Annotated in this window: 15 protein-coding genes; 12 read left to right on the forward strand and 3 right to left on the reverse strand. The window is 71.7% G+C overall.

All coding sequences use genetic code 11. The features are described from left to right. Positions 1-10: 10 nt before the first annotated feature. The 8 genes from MCHUDSM44219_RS08695 to MCHUDSM44219_RS30250 all read left to right on the forward strand — a co-directional run bounded on the left by MCHUDSM44219_RS08695 (position 11) and on the right by MCHUDSM44219_RS30250 (position 8,762). Positions 11-1,957: a primosomal protein N' gene (locus MCHUDSM44219_RS08695; RefSeq protein ID WP_082162128.1), complete on the forward strand. Its 1,947-nt coding sequence runs from the start codon at positions 11-13 to the stop codon at positions 1,955-1,957. Between the two features lie 5 nt (positions 1,958-1,962). Then, the gene (locus MCHUDSM44219_RS08700) at positions 1,963-3,843 is read left to right on the forward strand and encodes a DUF2207 domain-containing protein (RefSeq protein ID WP_048417838.1); all 1,881 of its coding nucleotides are present in this window, start codon (positions 1,963-1,965) and stop codon (positions 3,841-3,843) included. Then, entirely contained in the window at positions 3,837-4,373 is a 537-nt protein-coding gene (locus tag MCHUDSM44219_RS08705; RefSeq protein WP_048417839.1) for a LemA family protein, read from the forward strand. Before MCHUDSM44219_RS08700 ends, MCHUDSM44219_RS08705 begins: the two co-directional genes overlap by 7 nt. Positions 4,374-4,396: 23 nt before the next feature. Next, the gene (fmt, locus tag MCHUDSM44219_RS08710) at positions 4,397-5,323 is read left to right on the forward strand and encodes a methionyl-tRNA formyltransferase (RefSeq protein ID WP_048417840.1); all 927 of its coding nucleotides are present in this window, start codon (positions 4,397-4,399) and stop codon (positions 5,321-5,323) included. After that, complete coding sequence (locus MCHUDSM44219_RS08715) at positions 5,320-6,714, forward strand: RsmB/NOP family class I SAM-dependent RNA methyltransferase (protein ID WP_048417841.1); 1,395 nt, start codon at positions 5,320-5,322, stop codon at positions 6,712-6,714. Before fmt ends, MCHUDSM44219_RS08715 begins: the two co-directional genes overlap by 4 nt. A 5-nt stretch (positions 6,715-6,719) precedes the next feature. Further along, positions 6,720-7,415 (forward strand): ribulose-phosphate 3-epimerase, encoded by a 696-nt coding sequence (rpe, locus tag MCHUDSM44219_RS08720; RefSeq protein WP_048417842.1) that lies wholly within the window; start codon positions 6,720-6,722, stop codon positions 7,413-7,415. After that, positions 7,412-8,413, forward strand: coding sequence for a bifunctional diaminohydroxyphosphoribosylaminopyrimidine deaminase/5-amino-6-(5-phosphoribosylamino)uracil reductase RibD (gene ribD / locus MCHUDSM44219_RS08725; RefSeq protein WP_048417843.1), 1,002 nt, complete (start codon positions 7,412-7,414; stop codon positions 8,411-8,413). Before rpe ends, ribD begins: the two co-directional genes overlap by 4 nt. A 184-nt stretch (positions 8,414-8,597) precedes the next feature. After that, complete coding sequence (locus MCHUDSM44219_RS30250; RefSeq protein WP_165762007.1) at positions 8,598-8,762, forward strand: hypothetical protein; 165 nt, start codon at positions 8,598-8,600, stop codon at positions 8,760-8,762. Here MCHUDSM44219_RS30250 and MCHUDSM44219_RS08730 read toward each other — a convergent pair. Both MCHUDSM44219_RS08730 and MCHUDSM44219_RS08735 read right to left on the reverse strand, forming a co-directional pair. Next, entirely contained in the window at positions 8,729-10,297 is a 1,569-nt protein-coding gene (locus MCHUDSM44219_RS08730; protein WP_048417989.1) for an MFS transporter, read from the reverse strand. The genes MCHUDSM44219_RS30250 and MCHUDSM44219_RS08730 overlap by 34 nt on opposite strands. Continuing rightward, complete coding sequence (locus tag MCHUDSM44219_RS08735) at positions 10,297-11,001, reverse strand: LppX_LprAFG lipoprotein (protein ID WP_048417844.1); 705 nt, start codon at positions 10,999-11,001, stop codon at positions 10,297-10,299. Before MCHUDSM44219_RS08735 ends, MCHUDSM44219_RS08730 begins: the two co-directional genes overlap by 1 nt. 85 nt (positions 11,002-11,086) lie before the next feature. Here MCHUDSM44219_RS08735 and MCHUDSM44219_RS08740 point away from each other — a divergent pair, with 85 nt between their 5' ends. The 4 genes from MCHUDSM44219_RS08740 (at position 11,087) to MCHUDSM44219_RS08755 (ending at position 14,042) form a co-directional block, all read left to right on the forward strand. After that, on the forward strand, positions 11,087-11,689 hold the full coding sequence (locus tag MCHUDSM44219_RS08740) for a riboflavin synthase (protein WP_048417845.1): 603 nt from the start codon (positions 11,087-11,089) through the stop codon (positions 11,687-11,689). 138 nt (positions 11,690-11,827) lie between these two features. After that, complete coding sequence (locus MCHUDSM44219_RS08745; protein ID WP_048417990.1) at positions 11,828-13,099, forward strand: bifunctional 3,4-dihydroxy-2-butanone-4-phosphate synthase/GTP cyclohydrolase II; 1,272 nt, start codon at positions 11,828-11,830, stop codon at positions 13,097-13,099. Further along, a complete protein-coding gene (gene ribH, locus MCHUDSM44219_RS08750) occupies positions 13,096-13,578 on the forward strand; it encodes a 6,7-dimethyl-8-ribityllumazine synthase (protein WP_048417846.1) in 483 nt (160 codons plus the stop codon). Before MCHUDSM44219_RS08745 ends, ribH begins: the two co-directional genes overlap by 4 nt. Beyond that, a complete protein-coding gene (locus MCHUDSM44219_RS08755) occupies positions 13,575-14,042 on the forward strand; it encodes a PH domain-containing protein (protein WP_048417847.1) in 468 nt (155 codons plus the stop codon). The genes ribH and MCHUDSM44219_RS08755 overlap by 4 nt, the downstream gene beginning before the upstream one ends. On the opposite strand, the gene MCHUDSM44219_RS08760 is transcribed toward MCHUDSM44219_RS08755, so the two are convergent. After that, positions 14,023-15,909 carry a gamma-glutamyltransferase family protein gene (locus MCHUDSM44219_RS08760; protein WP_048417991.1) on the reverse strand — a complete coding sequence of 629 codons (1,887 nt, stop codon included), beginning with the start codon at positions 15,907-15,909 and terminating at the stop codon, positions 14,023-14,025. The genes MCHUDSM44219_RS08755 and MCHUDSM44219_RS08760 overlap by 20 nt on opposite strands. Positions 15,910-15,991: the final 82 nt, after the last annotated feature.

A 15,991-nucleotide genomic window follows, 5' to 3' on the forward strand; every position in this document is an offset into this window, starting at 1 on the left:
GGTGCTGCCGATGCTGACCGTGCCGCACCTGGACCGCGACTTCGACTACCTCGTCGCCGCCGAGCAGTCCGACGACGCCCAACCCGGGGTGCGCGTCAAGGTCCGCTTCCACGGCCGACTGGTCGACGCATTCGTGCTCGAGCGGCGCTCGGACACCGACCATGTCGGCAAGCTCGGCTGGCTGGAGAAGGTGGTGTCCGCCGAGCCGGTGCTCACCCATGACGTCCGCCGCCTCGTCGACGCCGTCGCGGCCCGGTATGCCGGTACCCGTGCCGACGTGCTGCGGCTGGCCGTCCCGCCGCGGCACGCCACCGTCGAGAAGCGGCCTGCCGCCGTGCTCGAGGCATTCGTGCCGGCGACGGTGGACACCGCGGGCTGGTCGGCGTACAGCGGCGGAGCTCAGTTCGTCGCCGCGTTGCAGGACGGGCGGGCGGCCCGGGCGGTGTGGCAGGCGCTGCCGGGGGAGTCGTGGCCCGACCGGCTGGCCGAGGTGGCCGCGGTGACGGTGAACGCGGGCCGGTCGGTGCTCGCGGTGGTGCCCGACCAGCGTGACGTCGACCGGTTGCACGCCGCGTGCATCGAACGTGTGGATCCGCAGCGGGTGGTCGCGCTGTCGGCGGGGCTGGGTCCTTCGGAGCGCTATCGGCGGTGGCTGGCCGTGCTGCGTGGCGACGCGCGACTGGTCATCGGCACGCGTAGCGCGGTGTTCGCACCGGTGGCCGATCTCGGGCTGGTGCTGCTGTGGGACGACGGCGACGATTCGCTGTCCGAGCCCCGCGCGCCGTATCCGCATGCGCGCGAGGTGGCGATGTTGCGCGCGCATCAGCTGCGGTGCGCCGCGGTGATCGGCGGCTACGCGCGCACCGCGGAGTCGCAGGCGCTGGTGCGCAGCGGGTGGGCGCACGATCTGACCGCGACGCGGCAGGCCGTGCGGGCCTGCGCCCCGCGGGTGCTCGCGCTCGAGGACAGCGCGTACGCACAGGAACGCGACGCGGCGGCGCGGACGGCGCGGCTGCCGTCGATGGCGCTGGATGCGGCCCGCCGGGCGCTGACCTCCGGCGCCCCGGTGCTGGTGCAGGTGCCGCGACGCGGCTACGTGCCCGCGCTGGCGTGCGCCCGGTGCCGCACCATCGCCCGCTGCCGGCACTGCACCGGGCCGCTGTCGCTGCCCGGCCGCGACGCCGCCGGCGCGGTGTGCCGGTGGTGCGGGCGCGAAGAGCTGTCACTGCGCTGCGTTCGGTGCGGCGCCGACGCGGTGCGCGCGGTCGTGGTCGGCGCCCGCCGCACCGCCGAAGAACTGGGTCGCGCGTTCCCCGGCGTCGCGGTGGTGACCTCCGGCGGCGACGCCGTCGTCGAGTCGGTGTCTGCGCGTCCCGCGGTGGTGGTCGCGACCCCCGGTGTCGAACCGGCCGCGGACGGCGGATACGGCGCCGCGCTGCTGCTCGACAGCTGGGCGCTGCTCGGCCGCCAGGACCTGCGCGCCGCCGAGGACACATTGCGGCGCTGGATGGCAGCTGCGGCTCTGGTGCGCAGCCGTGCCGACGGTGGCGTCGTCGCGGTGGTCGCTGAGTCGGCGATCCCGACCGTGCAGGCGCTGATCCGGTGGGATCCGGTCGGTCACGCCGACGCCGAACTCGACGCGCGCACCGAGGTCGGGCTGCCCCCCGCGGTGCACATGGCTGCGGTCGACGGCACGTCCGACGCGGTCAACGCGCTGCTGGGCGGGGTGGTGTTGCCCGACGGGGCGGACCTGCTGGGGCCCGTCGACCTGCCGGTCGGGGTCCGGAGGCCGGCCGGGGTGGCCGACGAGCACCCGGTCATCCGGATGCTCGCCCGGGTGCCGCGCCACGACGGCCTGGCCCTGTCGGCGGCGCTGCGCAAGGCCAGCGCGGTGCAGAGCGCCCGCCATGATCATGAGCCGGTTCGCATCCAGATCGACCCGTTGCACATAGGGTGAGGCGCATGTCGGTGGGGCGCGTGGTCAAAGCGGCGATCCCGCTGCTGCTCATCGCATTCGGACTGCTGTGGCCGGTGGTGTTCTCCGGTGGCGGCTCGGCCGGCACGCCCGCCGAAGACCCGGTGGTGATCAGCGACTTCACGCTGAACGCCGCGGTCGACGACGCCGGCGACATGACCGCGGTCGAGACGATCACGACGGAGTTCTACAGCACCGACCGCCACGGCATCTTCCGTTACTGGGATGTAGCCAACCAGAACGACTCTCACGTCCGGCAGAAGCCCGAGGTGACGTCGGTCCTGCTCGACGGGCAGCCGGTGCCCTACCAGATGCTGTGGGAGGACGGAAAGCGCTTCCGCGTGGCCAAGATCGGTGACCCCGACCGCACGCTGAGCGACGGCACCCACGTGTTCGAACTCCGCTACCGCGTTCCCGGGGTACTCGACCCCGGCGGCACCGGCGCTGACCGAAAGTTCGCGCAGACCGTCGGGGGATCGACGGCGTCGCCGTCGGGGACCGATTTGGCGGCTGTGCCGTCCGGGCCCGGATCGACGGCGTCGCCCTCGGTCTTCTTCTGGAACGTCATCGCCCCCTCCTGGAACAACCGCATCGACCGGGCCGACATCACCGTGACCCTGCCCGGCGACGTCGGCACCGTGCAGTGTTCGGTCGGCTTCGGCGTCGGGCGGGCGTGCGACGAACTGCGCGCGCGCGGCGACACCGTGGTGGCCACGGCGTCGTCGCTGCCGCCGCGCACCCCGGTGACCCTGCGCGCCGGGGTCGACGTGCCCACCCCGGCGCGGCTGAGCCTGCCGTGGCCCTACACCTGGGACCGGGTCCTCGGGCAGTCGGTCACCGCCGTGCTGTGGGTGCTGGGTCTGACGATCGCCTTCGGCATCGTGGCCGTGCTGTGGTTCCGTAGTGTGCTGGAGCGTCCGCCCGGCTTTCCGCTGCAGTACGCGCCCCCGCCGGGCCTCGGGCCGGTGCAGCTGGAGTACATCCGCACCGAGGCGGTCCCGAAGAACGGCCTGACCGCGACGCTGTTCTACCTCGCCGAGCGGGATCTCATCACGCTGCACCAGGTCAACGACAAGGAGTGGACCATCCGCAGCATCGCCAAGGCGGGGCAGTGGTCCGGGGTCGACAAGGTCAGTCTGGCGGTCGCGTCCCGGCTGAAGCTGCTCAACGCCGGCAGCGAATTCGCCGCCAAGAAGACGGCCAAGTCGGGGGAGAAACTCAACAAGGCCAAGACCGACATGGCTGAGGCGGCCAAGGCATGGGCGATCGACTCGGGGCTGATGGTGGCCCGCAAGAAGGAGCTGTGGCTGCGCGCCGCCAACGCCGTCGCGTTCGTGCTGATGATCTGCGGGTTCTTCCGCTGGGGCTTCCCGACCACGATGTGGGCCCTGCCCTTCGCGGTGTTCTTCCTGTTCTCGGCCGGGTCCTGGCGTGACGGGGTGGGTACCCGGCGCACCCCGGCCGGGCGCGAACTGTGGTCGCGCGCAGGCGGATTCCACCGCATGCTGGCCACCGATTCCGCCGAGACCCGCTTCGACTTCTCCGCGCGCAAAGACCTCTACATCGCCTACGTCCCGTTCGCTGTCGCCGCCGGAGTGGCGGCCGCGTGGGCGAAGAAGTACGAGGCATACACGAATACCGCTGCACCGCAACCGGATTGGTATACAACATCGAGCCCGTCATCGTCCTGGGGGGTGGCGGGCGGCGCCGGCGGGGCGAGCTTCGACAGTTTCGAGAGCGCGCTGTCGTCGTCGATCGGCGCCTACACCGCCTCCCAGTCGTCGTCGTCGTCATCGAGCGGTGGCGGCGGTGGCTTCAGTGGCGGAGGCGGCGGCGGTGGCGGCGGAGGAGGAGGTGGATCATGGTGACGTTCTTGCTCGCCGTGGTGCTGGTGCTGGTCGTGCTGGTGCTCATCGGATATGTGGCCGGCTACAACAAGATCCGGTCCGCCGATGTCCGTGTCGCCGAGGCGCTGTCGGGGATCGACGTCGAACTGACCCGGCGGGCTTCGTTGATCCCCGCCCTCGTCCAGACGGTGCAGACCTTCGCCACCCACGAGAAGGCCATCCTCGACCGCGTCACCGACGCCCGGGCGGCGCTGACGTCGGCGACCTCGGGCGGCTCGGTGGCACAGCGCGGCGCGGCGGAGAAGCAACTCGACTCGGCGCTGGCGCCGCTGCTGGCGCTGGGACAGAGCTATCCGCAGCTGAATTCGTCGGCCAACTTCCTCGATCTGCAACGCAACCTCGCCGACACCGAGGACAAGCTCGCGTTCGCCCGGCAGTACTACAACGATTCGGTGGCCACCCTCAACCGGCTGCTCACCACGATCCCGTGGATGTTCGTCGCGCCGCTGACCAAAGTGGGCGAGAAGGAGTACTACCAGACCCCGCGCTAGGGCCTGCTTCCTAGACTGGCCCGGTGCGTCTCGTGTTCGCCGGTACCCCGGAACCGGCCCTCCCGTCCCTGCGTGGGCTCATCTCCTCGCCCCGCCACGACGTCGTCGCGGTGCTCACCCGCCCTGACGCCGCCGCGGGCCGCCGTGGCCGCCCGGCGCCGTCGCCGGTGGCACAGCTCGCGCTCGAGCACGGGATCACGGTGCTGCGTCCGGAGCGACCCAACTCCGCGGAGTTCGTCGCCGAGCTGACCGCGTTGGCGCCGGACTGCTGCGCGGTGGTCGCCTACGGGGCGCTGCTCGGAGACGACCTGCTCGCGGTACCCGCCCACGGCTGGGTGAACCTGCACTTCTCGATCCTGCCCGCCTGGCGCGGCGCGGCTCCCGTGCAGGCCGCGATCGCCGCGGGCGACGCGGTCACCGGCGCCACCACGTTCCAGATCGAGCGCAGTCTCGACTCCGGGCCGGTCTACGGCGTCGTCACCGAGACGATCCGGCCCGCCGACACCGCAGGCGACCTGCTCGACCGGCTGTCGGTGGCCGGTGCCGCGCTGCTGGAGGCCACGATGGACGGCATCGCCGACGGCACCCTGACCGCGGTGCCCCAGCCGGCGGACGGAGTCAGCGTCGCGCCGAAGATCACCGTCGACGACGCCCGTATCCGGTGGGATCTGCCCGCGCACGTGATCGACCGGCGGATCCGCGCCGTCACTCCCAACCCGGGCGCGTGGACGATGATCGGCGAGGACCGCGTCAAGGTCGGGCCCGTGACGGTGGTCGACGAGCCGGACCTCGGACCCGGGCAGCTCAAGGTGGACAAGAAGCATGTCCGGGTCGGCACCGGCTCGGGCGCAGTGCAACTGCAGACCGTGCAGCCCCCGGGCAAGAAACCCATGAATGCCGCGGACTGGGCCCGCGGCGCACGGCTCGACGAGATCGGTTCGGCCACATGACGCGACCTCCCGGCAAGCGCCGCCCGCAGCGGCGCACCCCGCTCGACCCGGCCCGGCGGGCCGCGTTCGACGTGCTGCGCGCCGTCTCCGAGAAGGACTCCTATGCCAACCTGGCACTGCCTGCGATGCTGCGCGACCGCGGGATCACCGGCCGCGACGCGGCGTTCGCGACCGAGCTGACCTACGGCACCTGCCGGGCCCGCGGCCTGCTCGACGCGATCATCGCGGCGGCTGCGGGCCGGCCCGTCGACCGGATCGACCCGGTGCTGCTGGATCTGCTGCGCCTCGGTGCCTACCAGATCCTGCGCACCCGCGTCGACGACCACGCCGCGGTGTCCACCACCGTGGAGCAGGCCGGCATCGAATTCGATACGGCGCGTGCGGGTTTCGTCAACGGTGTGCTGCGCACCATCGCCCGCCGCGACGAGGCGTCGTGGGTCGCGGAGCTGGCCCCGCCCGCCGCCACCGACCCCGTCGGTCATCTGGCGTTCGTCCACGCGCACCCGCGGTGGGTCGCCCAGGCGTTCACCGATGCGCTGGGCGCCCGGGCCCACGAGCTGGCGGCACTGCTGGCCAGTGACGACGCCCGCCCCGAGGTGCACCTGGTGGCGCGGCCGGGTGCGCTCACCGCGACCGAGCTGGCCGACCAGGTGGGCGGCACCGTCGGCCGGTACTCGCCGTACGCCGTCTACCTGAGCGAGGGCGATCCCGGCGCGCTGGCCCCGGTCAGGGACGGTCGGGCACTGGTGCAGGACGAGGGCAGCCAGCTGGTCGCGCGAGCGATGACGCTGGCCGAACTCGACGGCGCCGACGGCGGACGGTGGCTGGACCTGTGCGCCGGACCGGGCGGAAAGACCGCTCTGTTGGCCGCCCTGGGGCAGCCGGCGGGCGCCCGCGTCACCGCCGTCGAGCCGGCGCCGCGGCGCGCCGAGCTGGTGGAACAGAACACCCGGGGGCTGTCCGTCGACGTGGTCCGGGTGGACGGGCGCGACACCGGCCTGGAGCCGGGTTTCGACCGCGTCCTCGTCGACGCCCCGTGCACCGGGCTCGGCGCGCTGCGCCGGCGGCCCGAGGCGCGCTGGCGACGCCAGCCCGGTGATGTGGCGCCGCTGGCCAAGCTGCAGCGGGAACTGCTGGCCTCGGCGATCCGGTTGACCCGGCCCGGTGGCGTCGTGCTGTACGCGACCTGCTCGCCGCACCTGGCCGAGACCACCGGCGTGGTGGCCGATGCGCTGCGTCGCCACCCCGTCACCGCGCTGGACACCCGAGCGCTGTTCGAACCAGCCGACGACACGGGGGAGAACCTGTCCGTGCAACTCTGGCCCCACCGGCACGGCACCGACGCGATGTTCGCCGCCGCCCTTCGGGTGACCGGCCCCCCGATAGGCTGATCCCCATGTCCGGACAGCACGCCCGCACCGCCCCGCTGATCGCCCCGTCCATCCTGGCCGCCGACTTCGCCCGGCTCGCCGACGAGGCCGCCGCGGTCGAGGGCGCCGACTGGCTGCACGTCGACGTGATGGACAACCACTTCGTGCCCAACCTCACTCTGGGTCTGCCCGTCGTCGAGTCGCTGCTCAAGGTCACCGACATCCCGATGGACTGTCACCTGATGATCGACGACCCGGCCCGGTGGGCACCGCCCTACGCCGAGGCCGGCGCGCACAACGTCACGTTCCACGCCGAGGCCACCGACGACCCGATCGCGGTGGCCCGCGACATCCGTGCCGCGGGCGCGAAGGCGGGTCTGGCCGTCAAACCGGGCACGCCGGTGGATCCGTATCTGGAGATCCTTCGCGACTTCGACACGCTGCTGGTGATGTCGGTGGAACCCGGGTTCGGCGGACAGAAGTTCATCGCCGAGGTGCTGCCCAAAGTCGGTATCGTGCGTCGCCTCGTCGACGCCGGCGAGCTGACCATCCTCATCGAGATCGACGGCGGCATCAACACCGACACGATCGAAGCCGCCGCCGAAGCGGGCGTCGACTGCTTCGTCGCGGGGTCGGCGGTCTACAGCGCCGACGATCCCGCGCTGGCGGTGCAGTCGCTGCGCAACCAGGCCGCGGCGGCGTCCAAGCATCTCGCGCGGTGAACCTCGACGCGGCCATGGCCGCGGCCCTCGAGCAGGCCGAAAAGGTAAAAGGCACAACCTATCCCAATCCGCCGGTAGGGGCGGTCATCCTGGACGCGCACGGTGAGATCGCCGGTGTCGGGGCGACTGAGCCGCCCGGCGGCCCGCATGCGGAGGTGCTGGCACTGCGCCGGGCGGGGGAGCGGGCGGCCGGCGGCACGGCGGTGGTGACGCTCGAACCGTGCAACCATGTCGGCCGCACGCCGCCCTGCGTGGACGCGCTGCTGGCCGCGGGCGTCGCGAATGTCGCGTTCGCCGTGGCCGATCCGAACCCGGTGGCTGCCGGCGGGGCGGCGCGGCTGGCGGCGTCGGGTGTCCACGTGACGCCGGGGGTGTGTGCCGATGCGGTGGCGGGCGGGCCGCTGCGCGAGTGGCTGCACAAGCAGCGCACCGGAATGCCGCATGTGACATGGAAATTCGCCACCAGCGTGGATGGCCGCAGTGCGGCCGCAGACGGCTCGAGCCAATGGATCACCAGTGAAGCCGCCCGCGCCGACGTGCACCGCAGGCGTGCCGCGGCCGACGCGATCGTCGTCGGTACGGGCACCGTGTTCGTCGACGATCCGGCGCTGACCGCGCGGCGCCCCGACGGCACGCTCGCCGCCCAGCAGCCTCTGCGCGTAGTCGTCGGCATGCGTGAGATCTCGCCTGACGCAACGGTTCTCAATGACGACTCGCGCACCATGGTGATCCGCACCCGCGACCCCCGCGAGGTGATCCAGGCGCTGTCGGACCGCACCGACGTGCTCGTGGAGGGTGGCCCGACACTGGCCGGGGCCTTCCTGCGGGCCGGGGTGATCGATCGCATCCTGGCCTACGTCGCGCCGATCCTGTTGGGCGGGCCGATCAGTGCCGTCGACGACGTCGGCGTGCTCAGCATCGCCCAGGCTCAGCGGTGGCGTTTCGACGAGATGCACCCCGTCGGACCGGACGTCGTCCTCAGTCTCATCCCCGCCTGAGGCGGCCGCGCATCGTTATCTGATCGTTACCCGCTGTCCATCAACGGTTTCCGTGGTCGTTCTCACACCCCCGGCCGGGCGCGGGAGCGGCCCTGCGGCGACGGGCCGCTCGGTAGACTCGGACGGGAATATCGCGCTTTCACCGAAGAGTTGCGCAAGGTGAGCACGAACAAAGGACGAGAGCATGACTGCACTGCAGGACTGGCTCAGCAACAGCCCGGTCACACCCGATGCCATCAAGGCGGTGATCCGCGATGCCTGGCGGGGACTGACCTCCGACGACGACACGTTCGATGACGTCGACGCCGACCAGCCTCAGCTGATGGGCCGCGGACTCGAGCGCTGCTGAAGCGCCTCGGGCTCGTCGGCGTGTTCGTGCTTGGCGCAGATCAACAGGCCCAGTAGGGCACCCACCACACAGACGATCGCCGTGATCGAGAAGATCTCGGCGTACTGCAGCACGTACGCCTCGCGCACCCGGTGCGCCTCCGCAGCCAGTCGCTCGGCCAGACTGTTGCCGCCGGTGCTGGCGGGCAGGCTGGCCAAGTGCTGGTTGAACCGGTACAGCCCCCAGGCTGACAGCGCCGCGATGCCGATCAGCATGCCGATCATCCGGGCCACCACCACGGCCGCCGACGCGATGCCGTGCTGGGCGGCGGGCACCACCCGCAGTGTCGCCGACGTCAGCGGCCCGATGACCAGGCCGAGGCCGAACCCGGCGATCGCGAGGTCGGTATCGAGCACCGGCAGGCTGATGAAGCCCAGGTCGTGGCGCGCGGCCAGCAGGTCCACCGGCCACTTCGAGATCAGCAGATAGCCGCCCGCGGCGATCAGCAGGCCGGTGAACGCGACGATCCGGTCGCCGAGGCGGGTGGCCACCCAGCCGCCGACCAGGGCGCCGATGGGCAGCGCGACCAGGAAGCGCAGCAGCAGGAAGGCGGCCTGGTTCTGGTCCTGGCCGAGCACCCCCTGCCCGAAGAGTTCGACGTTGACCAACGTGACCATCAGCGCCGCGCCGGCCGTCAGCGATGCGCCCAGTGCCGCCAGGAACGGGCGGAAATGCACGCCGGCCGGGTCCAGCAGCCGGGTCTTGGCGAACTTCTCCCACACGAAGAACGCGACCGCGGCGACGGCGGCGGCGATCAGCACCGGCGCGCCCCAGCTGGGCAGCACCTGCTTGCCGTCGGGCCGGGGGTTGTACAACCCGACCACGGCCAGCCCCAGCGCGACGGCCAGCAGCAGACCGCCGACCACGTCGACCTTCTGGGGGTCCTCGCCGACGGACCGCGACGGCAGGCTGAAGTGGATCATCACCATCGCGATGAGCGCGAGCGGCACGTTGACCCAGAACACCGACTGCCAGTGCCCGAACGCCCACACCAGCGTGATGCCGTACAGCGGGCCCAGCACGCTGCCCAACTCCTGGGCGGCGCCGACGCCGCCGAGCACGGCGGCGCGGTTGCGCGCGGCCCACAGATCGGCGGCCAGCGCCAGGGTGACGGGCAGCAGCGCGCCGCTGGCGGTGCCCTGCACCACCCGCCCGATCACCAGCACGGTCAGGTCGGTGGACATCGCGGTGATCACCGAGCCGAGCGCGAAACCGGCCAGGCTGATCTGGATCAGCATCTTGCGGCCGAACCGGTCCGACGCGCGGCCGAGCAGCGGCATCGCGGCGATGTAGCCGAGCAGGTAGCCGGTGATGATCGGCGTCACCCGCTGGATCTGGTTCACGCCGATCCCGACGTCGCTCATGATGTCGGTCATGATCGTGACCACGACGTAGGTGTCGAGCGCGCCGAGCACCACCGCGAGGCTGCCCGCGCTGATCGCGATGCGGCGGTTCGTCGTCCCTGCTGCGGCCGTCGCCGGGGGAGCGGTGTGCATCACACCGCCGGCTTGGCGACCGTCACCGGCTCGCCCCACTTGGACAGCGTCATCGTGACGCTGTTGCCGGGGGTGGGTTCCAGACGGGCCTGCATCAGCTCGTGGTTGCCGTCCTCGGTGACCCACGCGGTGCCCGGAACGGGCCCGGTGGCGGCGATCTGGGGGGCGATCTTGTTGACCGCGTCGGCGCGCACGTTGCCGGTGATCCGGACGGTCTTGACGCCCTCGATGGTCTCGCGGCCCTCGGACTTGGCGTCGTTGAAGTTGGCGAGCACGTTGGCCAGGCCGTTGTCGGGGCTCAGGATCGCCGCGACGTCGTAGATGTCGGCGGCGGGACCGAAGTTCGACAGGCTGCCACCTGCGGTGATCGCGGCGTACAGGTCGCCGTCGGACACGACGAACTCGACGCCCTGCAGCTTCTGGCCGAGGAAGACGATGTCGGCGGTGCCCTTCGCGGCGACCGCCGGCTTCTGGGTGAGGTCGCCCTCGAGGGACTCGACCGGCAACTCGGCGATCTGGCCCTGCACCGCGAGCTGCAGATGGGCGCTGGTCTGCGCCTTGGTGGTCTCGGCGGATTCCCTGAGAAGAGTGGTGGCGTCGGGCAGGTCCTTGCCGGAGTCCTCCGACGACGAGCCGGAACATCCTGCGACGAGCGCGACGACGGCGAAAAGGGCGGCGACGAGCGCCAGGAGGCGGGTCTGCATGCCTGCATCGTAGAGGGTGCGGCGACGGCGACGTGTTCTCCGCTGCGCGGGATCGGCCAGGGCGCGGGGGCCTAGGCTGGGCGTTGTGTTCACCGGAATCGTCGAAGAACTGGGCGAAATCGTCGGCAAGGAGGACCTCGGCGACGCCGCGCGTTTCGTCATCCGTGGCCCGATCGTGACATCGGATGCCGGGCACGGAGATTCGATCGCGGTCAACGGCGTCTGTCTGACCGTCGTCGACGTGCTCGCCGACGGCGCGTTCTCCGCCGACGTGATGGACGAAACGCTGAAGCGGTCCAGCCTGCGCGGCGCCGACATCGGTACCCGGGTCAACCTCGAACGCGCCGCGGCGGTGAACAGCCGGTTGGGCGGCCACATCGTTCAGGGCCATGTCGACGGCACCGGCCACGTCGTGTCCCGCACGCCGTCCGAGCACTGGACGGTGGTGCGGATCGCGCTGCCGCCGGCGCTGTCCCGCTATGTGGTGGAGAAAGGGTCGATCACCGTCGACGGAATCTCGCTGACCGTGTCGGGTTTGGGCCCGGACTGGTTCGAGGTGTCGCTGATCCCCACCACGCTGGACCTGACGACGCTGGGCCGTGCCGAGCCTGGCGCCCCGGTCAACCTGGAGGTCGACGTCATCGCCAAGTACGTCGAGCGGCTGCTGTCGCACGACAAGCCGGGCTGAGGAGTTGTCGCACCGCTGTGACCGGCATCACCGGCGTCCGGCCCACGTCAGCCGGGCAATAACGCGGCGGCCCCCGTGGTTCATACTGAACGGGAGAAACAGGTGGTTCTCGTCGTGGGAACCGGCAAGGTGGTGAGAATGACGAGGCTGGATCCGGTCGAGCGTGCGGTGGCCGACATCGCCGCGGGCAAGGCCGTCGTCGTCATCGACGACGAAGACCGTGAGAACGAGGGCGACCTCATCTTCGCCGCCGAGAAGGCCACCCCCGAACTGGTGGCGTTCATGGTGCGCTACACCTCCGGTTACCTGTGCGTGCCGCTGGACGGCGAGATCTGCGATCGGCTGGGCCTGCTGCCGATGTACGCGGTCAACCAGGACAAGCACGGCACCGCGTACACCGTCACCGTCGATGCGAAACACGGTGTCGGAACCGGGATCTCGGCGTCCGACCGGGCGACTACGATGCGCTTGCTGGCCGACCCGACCGCCGTCGCCGACGATTTCACCAAGCCCGGGCACGTGGTTCCGCTGCGCGCCAAGGACGGCGGTGTACTGCGCCGTCCCGGTCACACCGAAGCGGCCGTGGACCTGGCCCGGCTGGCCGGTCTGCAGCCCGCGGGCGCGATCTGCGAGATCGTCAGCCAGAAAGACGAAGGCGCGATGGCGCAGACCGACGAGCTGCGGATCTTCGCCGACGAGCACGACCTGGCGCTGATCTCCATCGCCGATCTCATCGAGTGGCGGCGCAAGCACGAGAAGCACATCGAACGCGTCGCCGAGGCCCGCATCCCCACCCGGCACGGCGAGTTCCGCGCCGTCGGCTACACCAGCATCTACGAGGACGTCGAGCACGTCGCCCTGGTCAAGGGAGACATCGCCGGCCCGCACGGGGACGGCCACGACGTGCTGGTCCGGGTGCACTCGGAGTGCCTGACCGGGGACGTGTTCGGCTCCCGCCGCTGCGACTGCGGCCCCCAGCTCGACGCCGCGCTGGCGATGGTGGCCCGCGAGGGCCGCGGCGTGGTGCTCTATATGCGCGGCCACGAGGGCCGCGGCATCGGCCTGATGCACAAGCTGCAGGCCTATCAGCTGCAGGACGCCGGCGACGACACCGTCGACGCCAACCTCAAGCTGGGCCTGCCCGCCGACGCCCGCGACTACGGCACCGGCGCCCAGATCCTGGTCGACCTCGGCGTGCGCTCGATGCGCCTGCTGACCAACAACCCGGCCAAGCGCGTCGGCCTGGACGGCTACGGGCTGCACATCATCGAACGCGTGCCGCTGCCGGTGCGCGCCAATGCCGAGAACATCCGCTATCTGATGACCAAGCGGGACCGCATGGGCCACGACCTGACCGGTCTGGAGGACTTCGACGAGGCGCTGCCCGGCGAGTTCGGCGGCGCGGTATGAGTCCTGCGGCAGGCGTGCCCGACCTTCCCGACCTCGACGCCACCGGCATCAGCCTCGCCATTGTCGCGAGCACGTGGCACGAGACCGTCTGCGACGCCCTGCTCGACGGCGCGCGCCGGACCGCCGCGGACGCCGGCATCACCGACCCCACCGTGGTGCGCGTTCTCGGTGCCATCGAGATCCCGGTCGTCGCACAGGCTTTGGCGCGGACACACGACGCCGTCATCGCGCTCGGCGTCGTGATCCGCGGTGAGACACCGCATTTCGACTATGTCTGCGACGCGGTCACCCAGGGGCTCACCCGGGTGTCGCTGGACGCGTCGACACCGGTGGCCAACGGCGTGCTCACCGTCAACACCGAGCATCAGGCGCTCGACCGGGCCGGGCTGCCGGCGTCGGCCGAGGACAAGGGCGCCCAGGCCGCCGCGGCTGCCCTGTCGACGGCGCTGACGCTGCGCCGCCTCGCCGCCGGCTCATGACCGCCGAGGGCTGGGACGTCGAGGTCAAGCCGTACCTCACCCCGAGATTCGCCTACGGGGCGGCCGCGTTGATCGTCGCCGCACACGTCACCGTCGGCGTACTGCTCAAGGTCGGCACCACCGGCGTGATCTTCCGCACCGCCGACCAGGTGGCGATCGCGCTGCTCGGGGTGGTGATCGGCGGGTTCGTGTGCCTGTTCGCGCGGCCGCGCATGCGGGTGGGTGCCGCAGGCGTCGCGGTGCGAAACCTGTTCGGCTACCGCGTCTTCGCGTGGGACATCGTCCGCGGACTGTCGTTCCACCCGGGGGCGCGGTGGGCCCGGCTGGACCTCCCCGACGACGAGTACGTGCCGGTGATGGCGATCCAGGCCGTGGACAAGGGCCGCGCGGTCGACGCGATGGACCGCGTCCGCGCCGCGATGCAGAAGTATCAGAACAGCGGGATCAACGGCCGTCACCCATGACCACGCCCTCCCGGCGTGGGTCGGCACCGCCCACCCAGCCGGGATCGGCGCGCACGATCGCCGACAGCCCGCTGGACTGGTCGGCGATGTCGACCTGATGGCCGAGTTCGCGTAACCCCGTCACCAGCGGGTCGTGCCGGCCGTCATCGGAGATGTCGATCACCGGGTGCTCCCCGCCCACGTTCGTCGTCGGTGAGTTGGCGGCGCCGAAGTCCACCATCGACACGGCCTGCTGCGGGTCCAGCCCCCAGTCCAGCAGGCCCACCACGGTTTTGACGACGAACTGGACGATCGTGGAACCGCCCGGTGATCCGGTGACGGCGTAGAGCGGGCCGAGCGATCCCGCCGGACCGGCGTCGAAGATCAGCGTGGGCGCCATGGTGCTGCGCGGCCGCTTGCCCGGTGCGACCCGGTTCGCGACCGGCGCGCCGTCCGGGCCGGCGGGCTCGGCGGAGAAGTCGGTGAGCTGATTGTTCAGCAGGAACCCGTCGACCATGTGGAACGAGCCGAACGCCGACTCGACGGTCGTGGTGAGCGACGCGGCGTTGCCCTGCGCGTCGACGATGCTGACCTGGCTGGTGCCGTGCTCGGGCACCGGCGCCACCGGCGCGGTCGGCGGGCCGAACTCGCCGGGCTTCGCCGTGCCCATCGTGCGGTCGGGGGAGATCAGCGACGCCCGCCCTGCGAGATAGTCGGCGCCGAGAAGGGCGTCGGGGGAGCCGCCGGGCAGCGCGACGAAGTCGGTGTCGGCGACGTAGCGGTCCCGGTCGGCGTAGGCGAGCCGCTCCGCCTCGGCGATCAAGTGCACCCCCTGCACGGTGGGCCTGCCCCCGTCGCGGTCGAGGTCGGTGGGCCGGTGGTCGGCCATGGCGAAGTGCTCCAGCACGCCGAGTGTCTCAGCCACCGCGATGCCGCCCGACGAGGGCGGCGGCATCCCGCAGATCTGCCTGCCGCGGTAGGGCACGCACAGCGCCTCGCGTGTCTTGGCCGTGTAGCCGGCCAGATCCTCGACGGTCATCAGGCTCGGCGTACGGCCACCCGACGGGTCGGTCGCGGCGGCGACGATGTCGGCGGCGATCGGCCCCGTGTAGAGCGCCGCCGGGTCGGTCGCGATGGCGCCCAACGTCTTTGCATACGCCGGATTGGTCAGCCGGGTGTCCGCCGACCGCGGGGAGCCGTCCGGGTTGAGGAAGTACGCGCCGGCCTGCTCCTCGAGTCGCAACCGCGGTGCGGCGTCGGCGATGGCGGCCGCCAGCCGGGGACTGATGTCGAAGCCGTCGTCGGCGAGCCGGACCGCGGGGGTGAACAGGTCCCGCCACGCGGTGCGGCCGTGCGCGGTGTGCACGTCGGCCAGCATCCGGACGATGCCCGGCACCCCGATGGAACGTCCTGACCCGCGTGCGTCGGGTTTCGGTGCGGTCCGGTCGGTGTCGGAGACCCAGCGCAGATAGTTCTCGGTCGCCGCCGCCGGGGCGACCTCCCGCCCGTCGAACGCCTGCACCGACTTGGCGGCGGCGTCGTAGTACAGCAGGAAGCCGCCACCGCCGATCCCGGAGGACTGGGGTTCGACGAGGCCGAGCACGGCCTGCGCGGCCACGAGAGCGTCGGCGGCGGTGCCGCCGTCGCGCAGCACCTCGCAGGCGGCCTGCGTGGCCAGTGGGTTGGCGGTCGCGACGGCGTAGTGACCGGTGCGGACCGGCGTCATCCCGGTGCGGTAGCCGGTCGCGGTCTCGGGTGCGGATTCGTCGTCGGTGCCCTCCTGCTTGGCCTGGGGGGTGCCGTTGGTCACGATGGCGCACGGGCCCGCCGGTGCCGGCGGGGATTCCGGAGTGCCGCAACCGGCGCAGACCAGCACGGCAGCGAGCATCAGCACCAGCACCCGGGTCCAGAACACGGTCCGCACCGCCACCTACTCGCTCTACCCGGTCGGGGGGTCGCAGTAACCTGGG

The organism is Mycolicibacterium chubuense (assembly GCF_001044255.1).
Lineage (GTDB): Bacteria > Actinomycetota > Actinomycetes > Mycobacteriales > Mycobacteriaceae > Mycobacterium > Mycobacterium chubuense.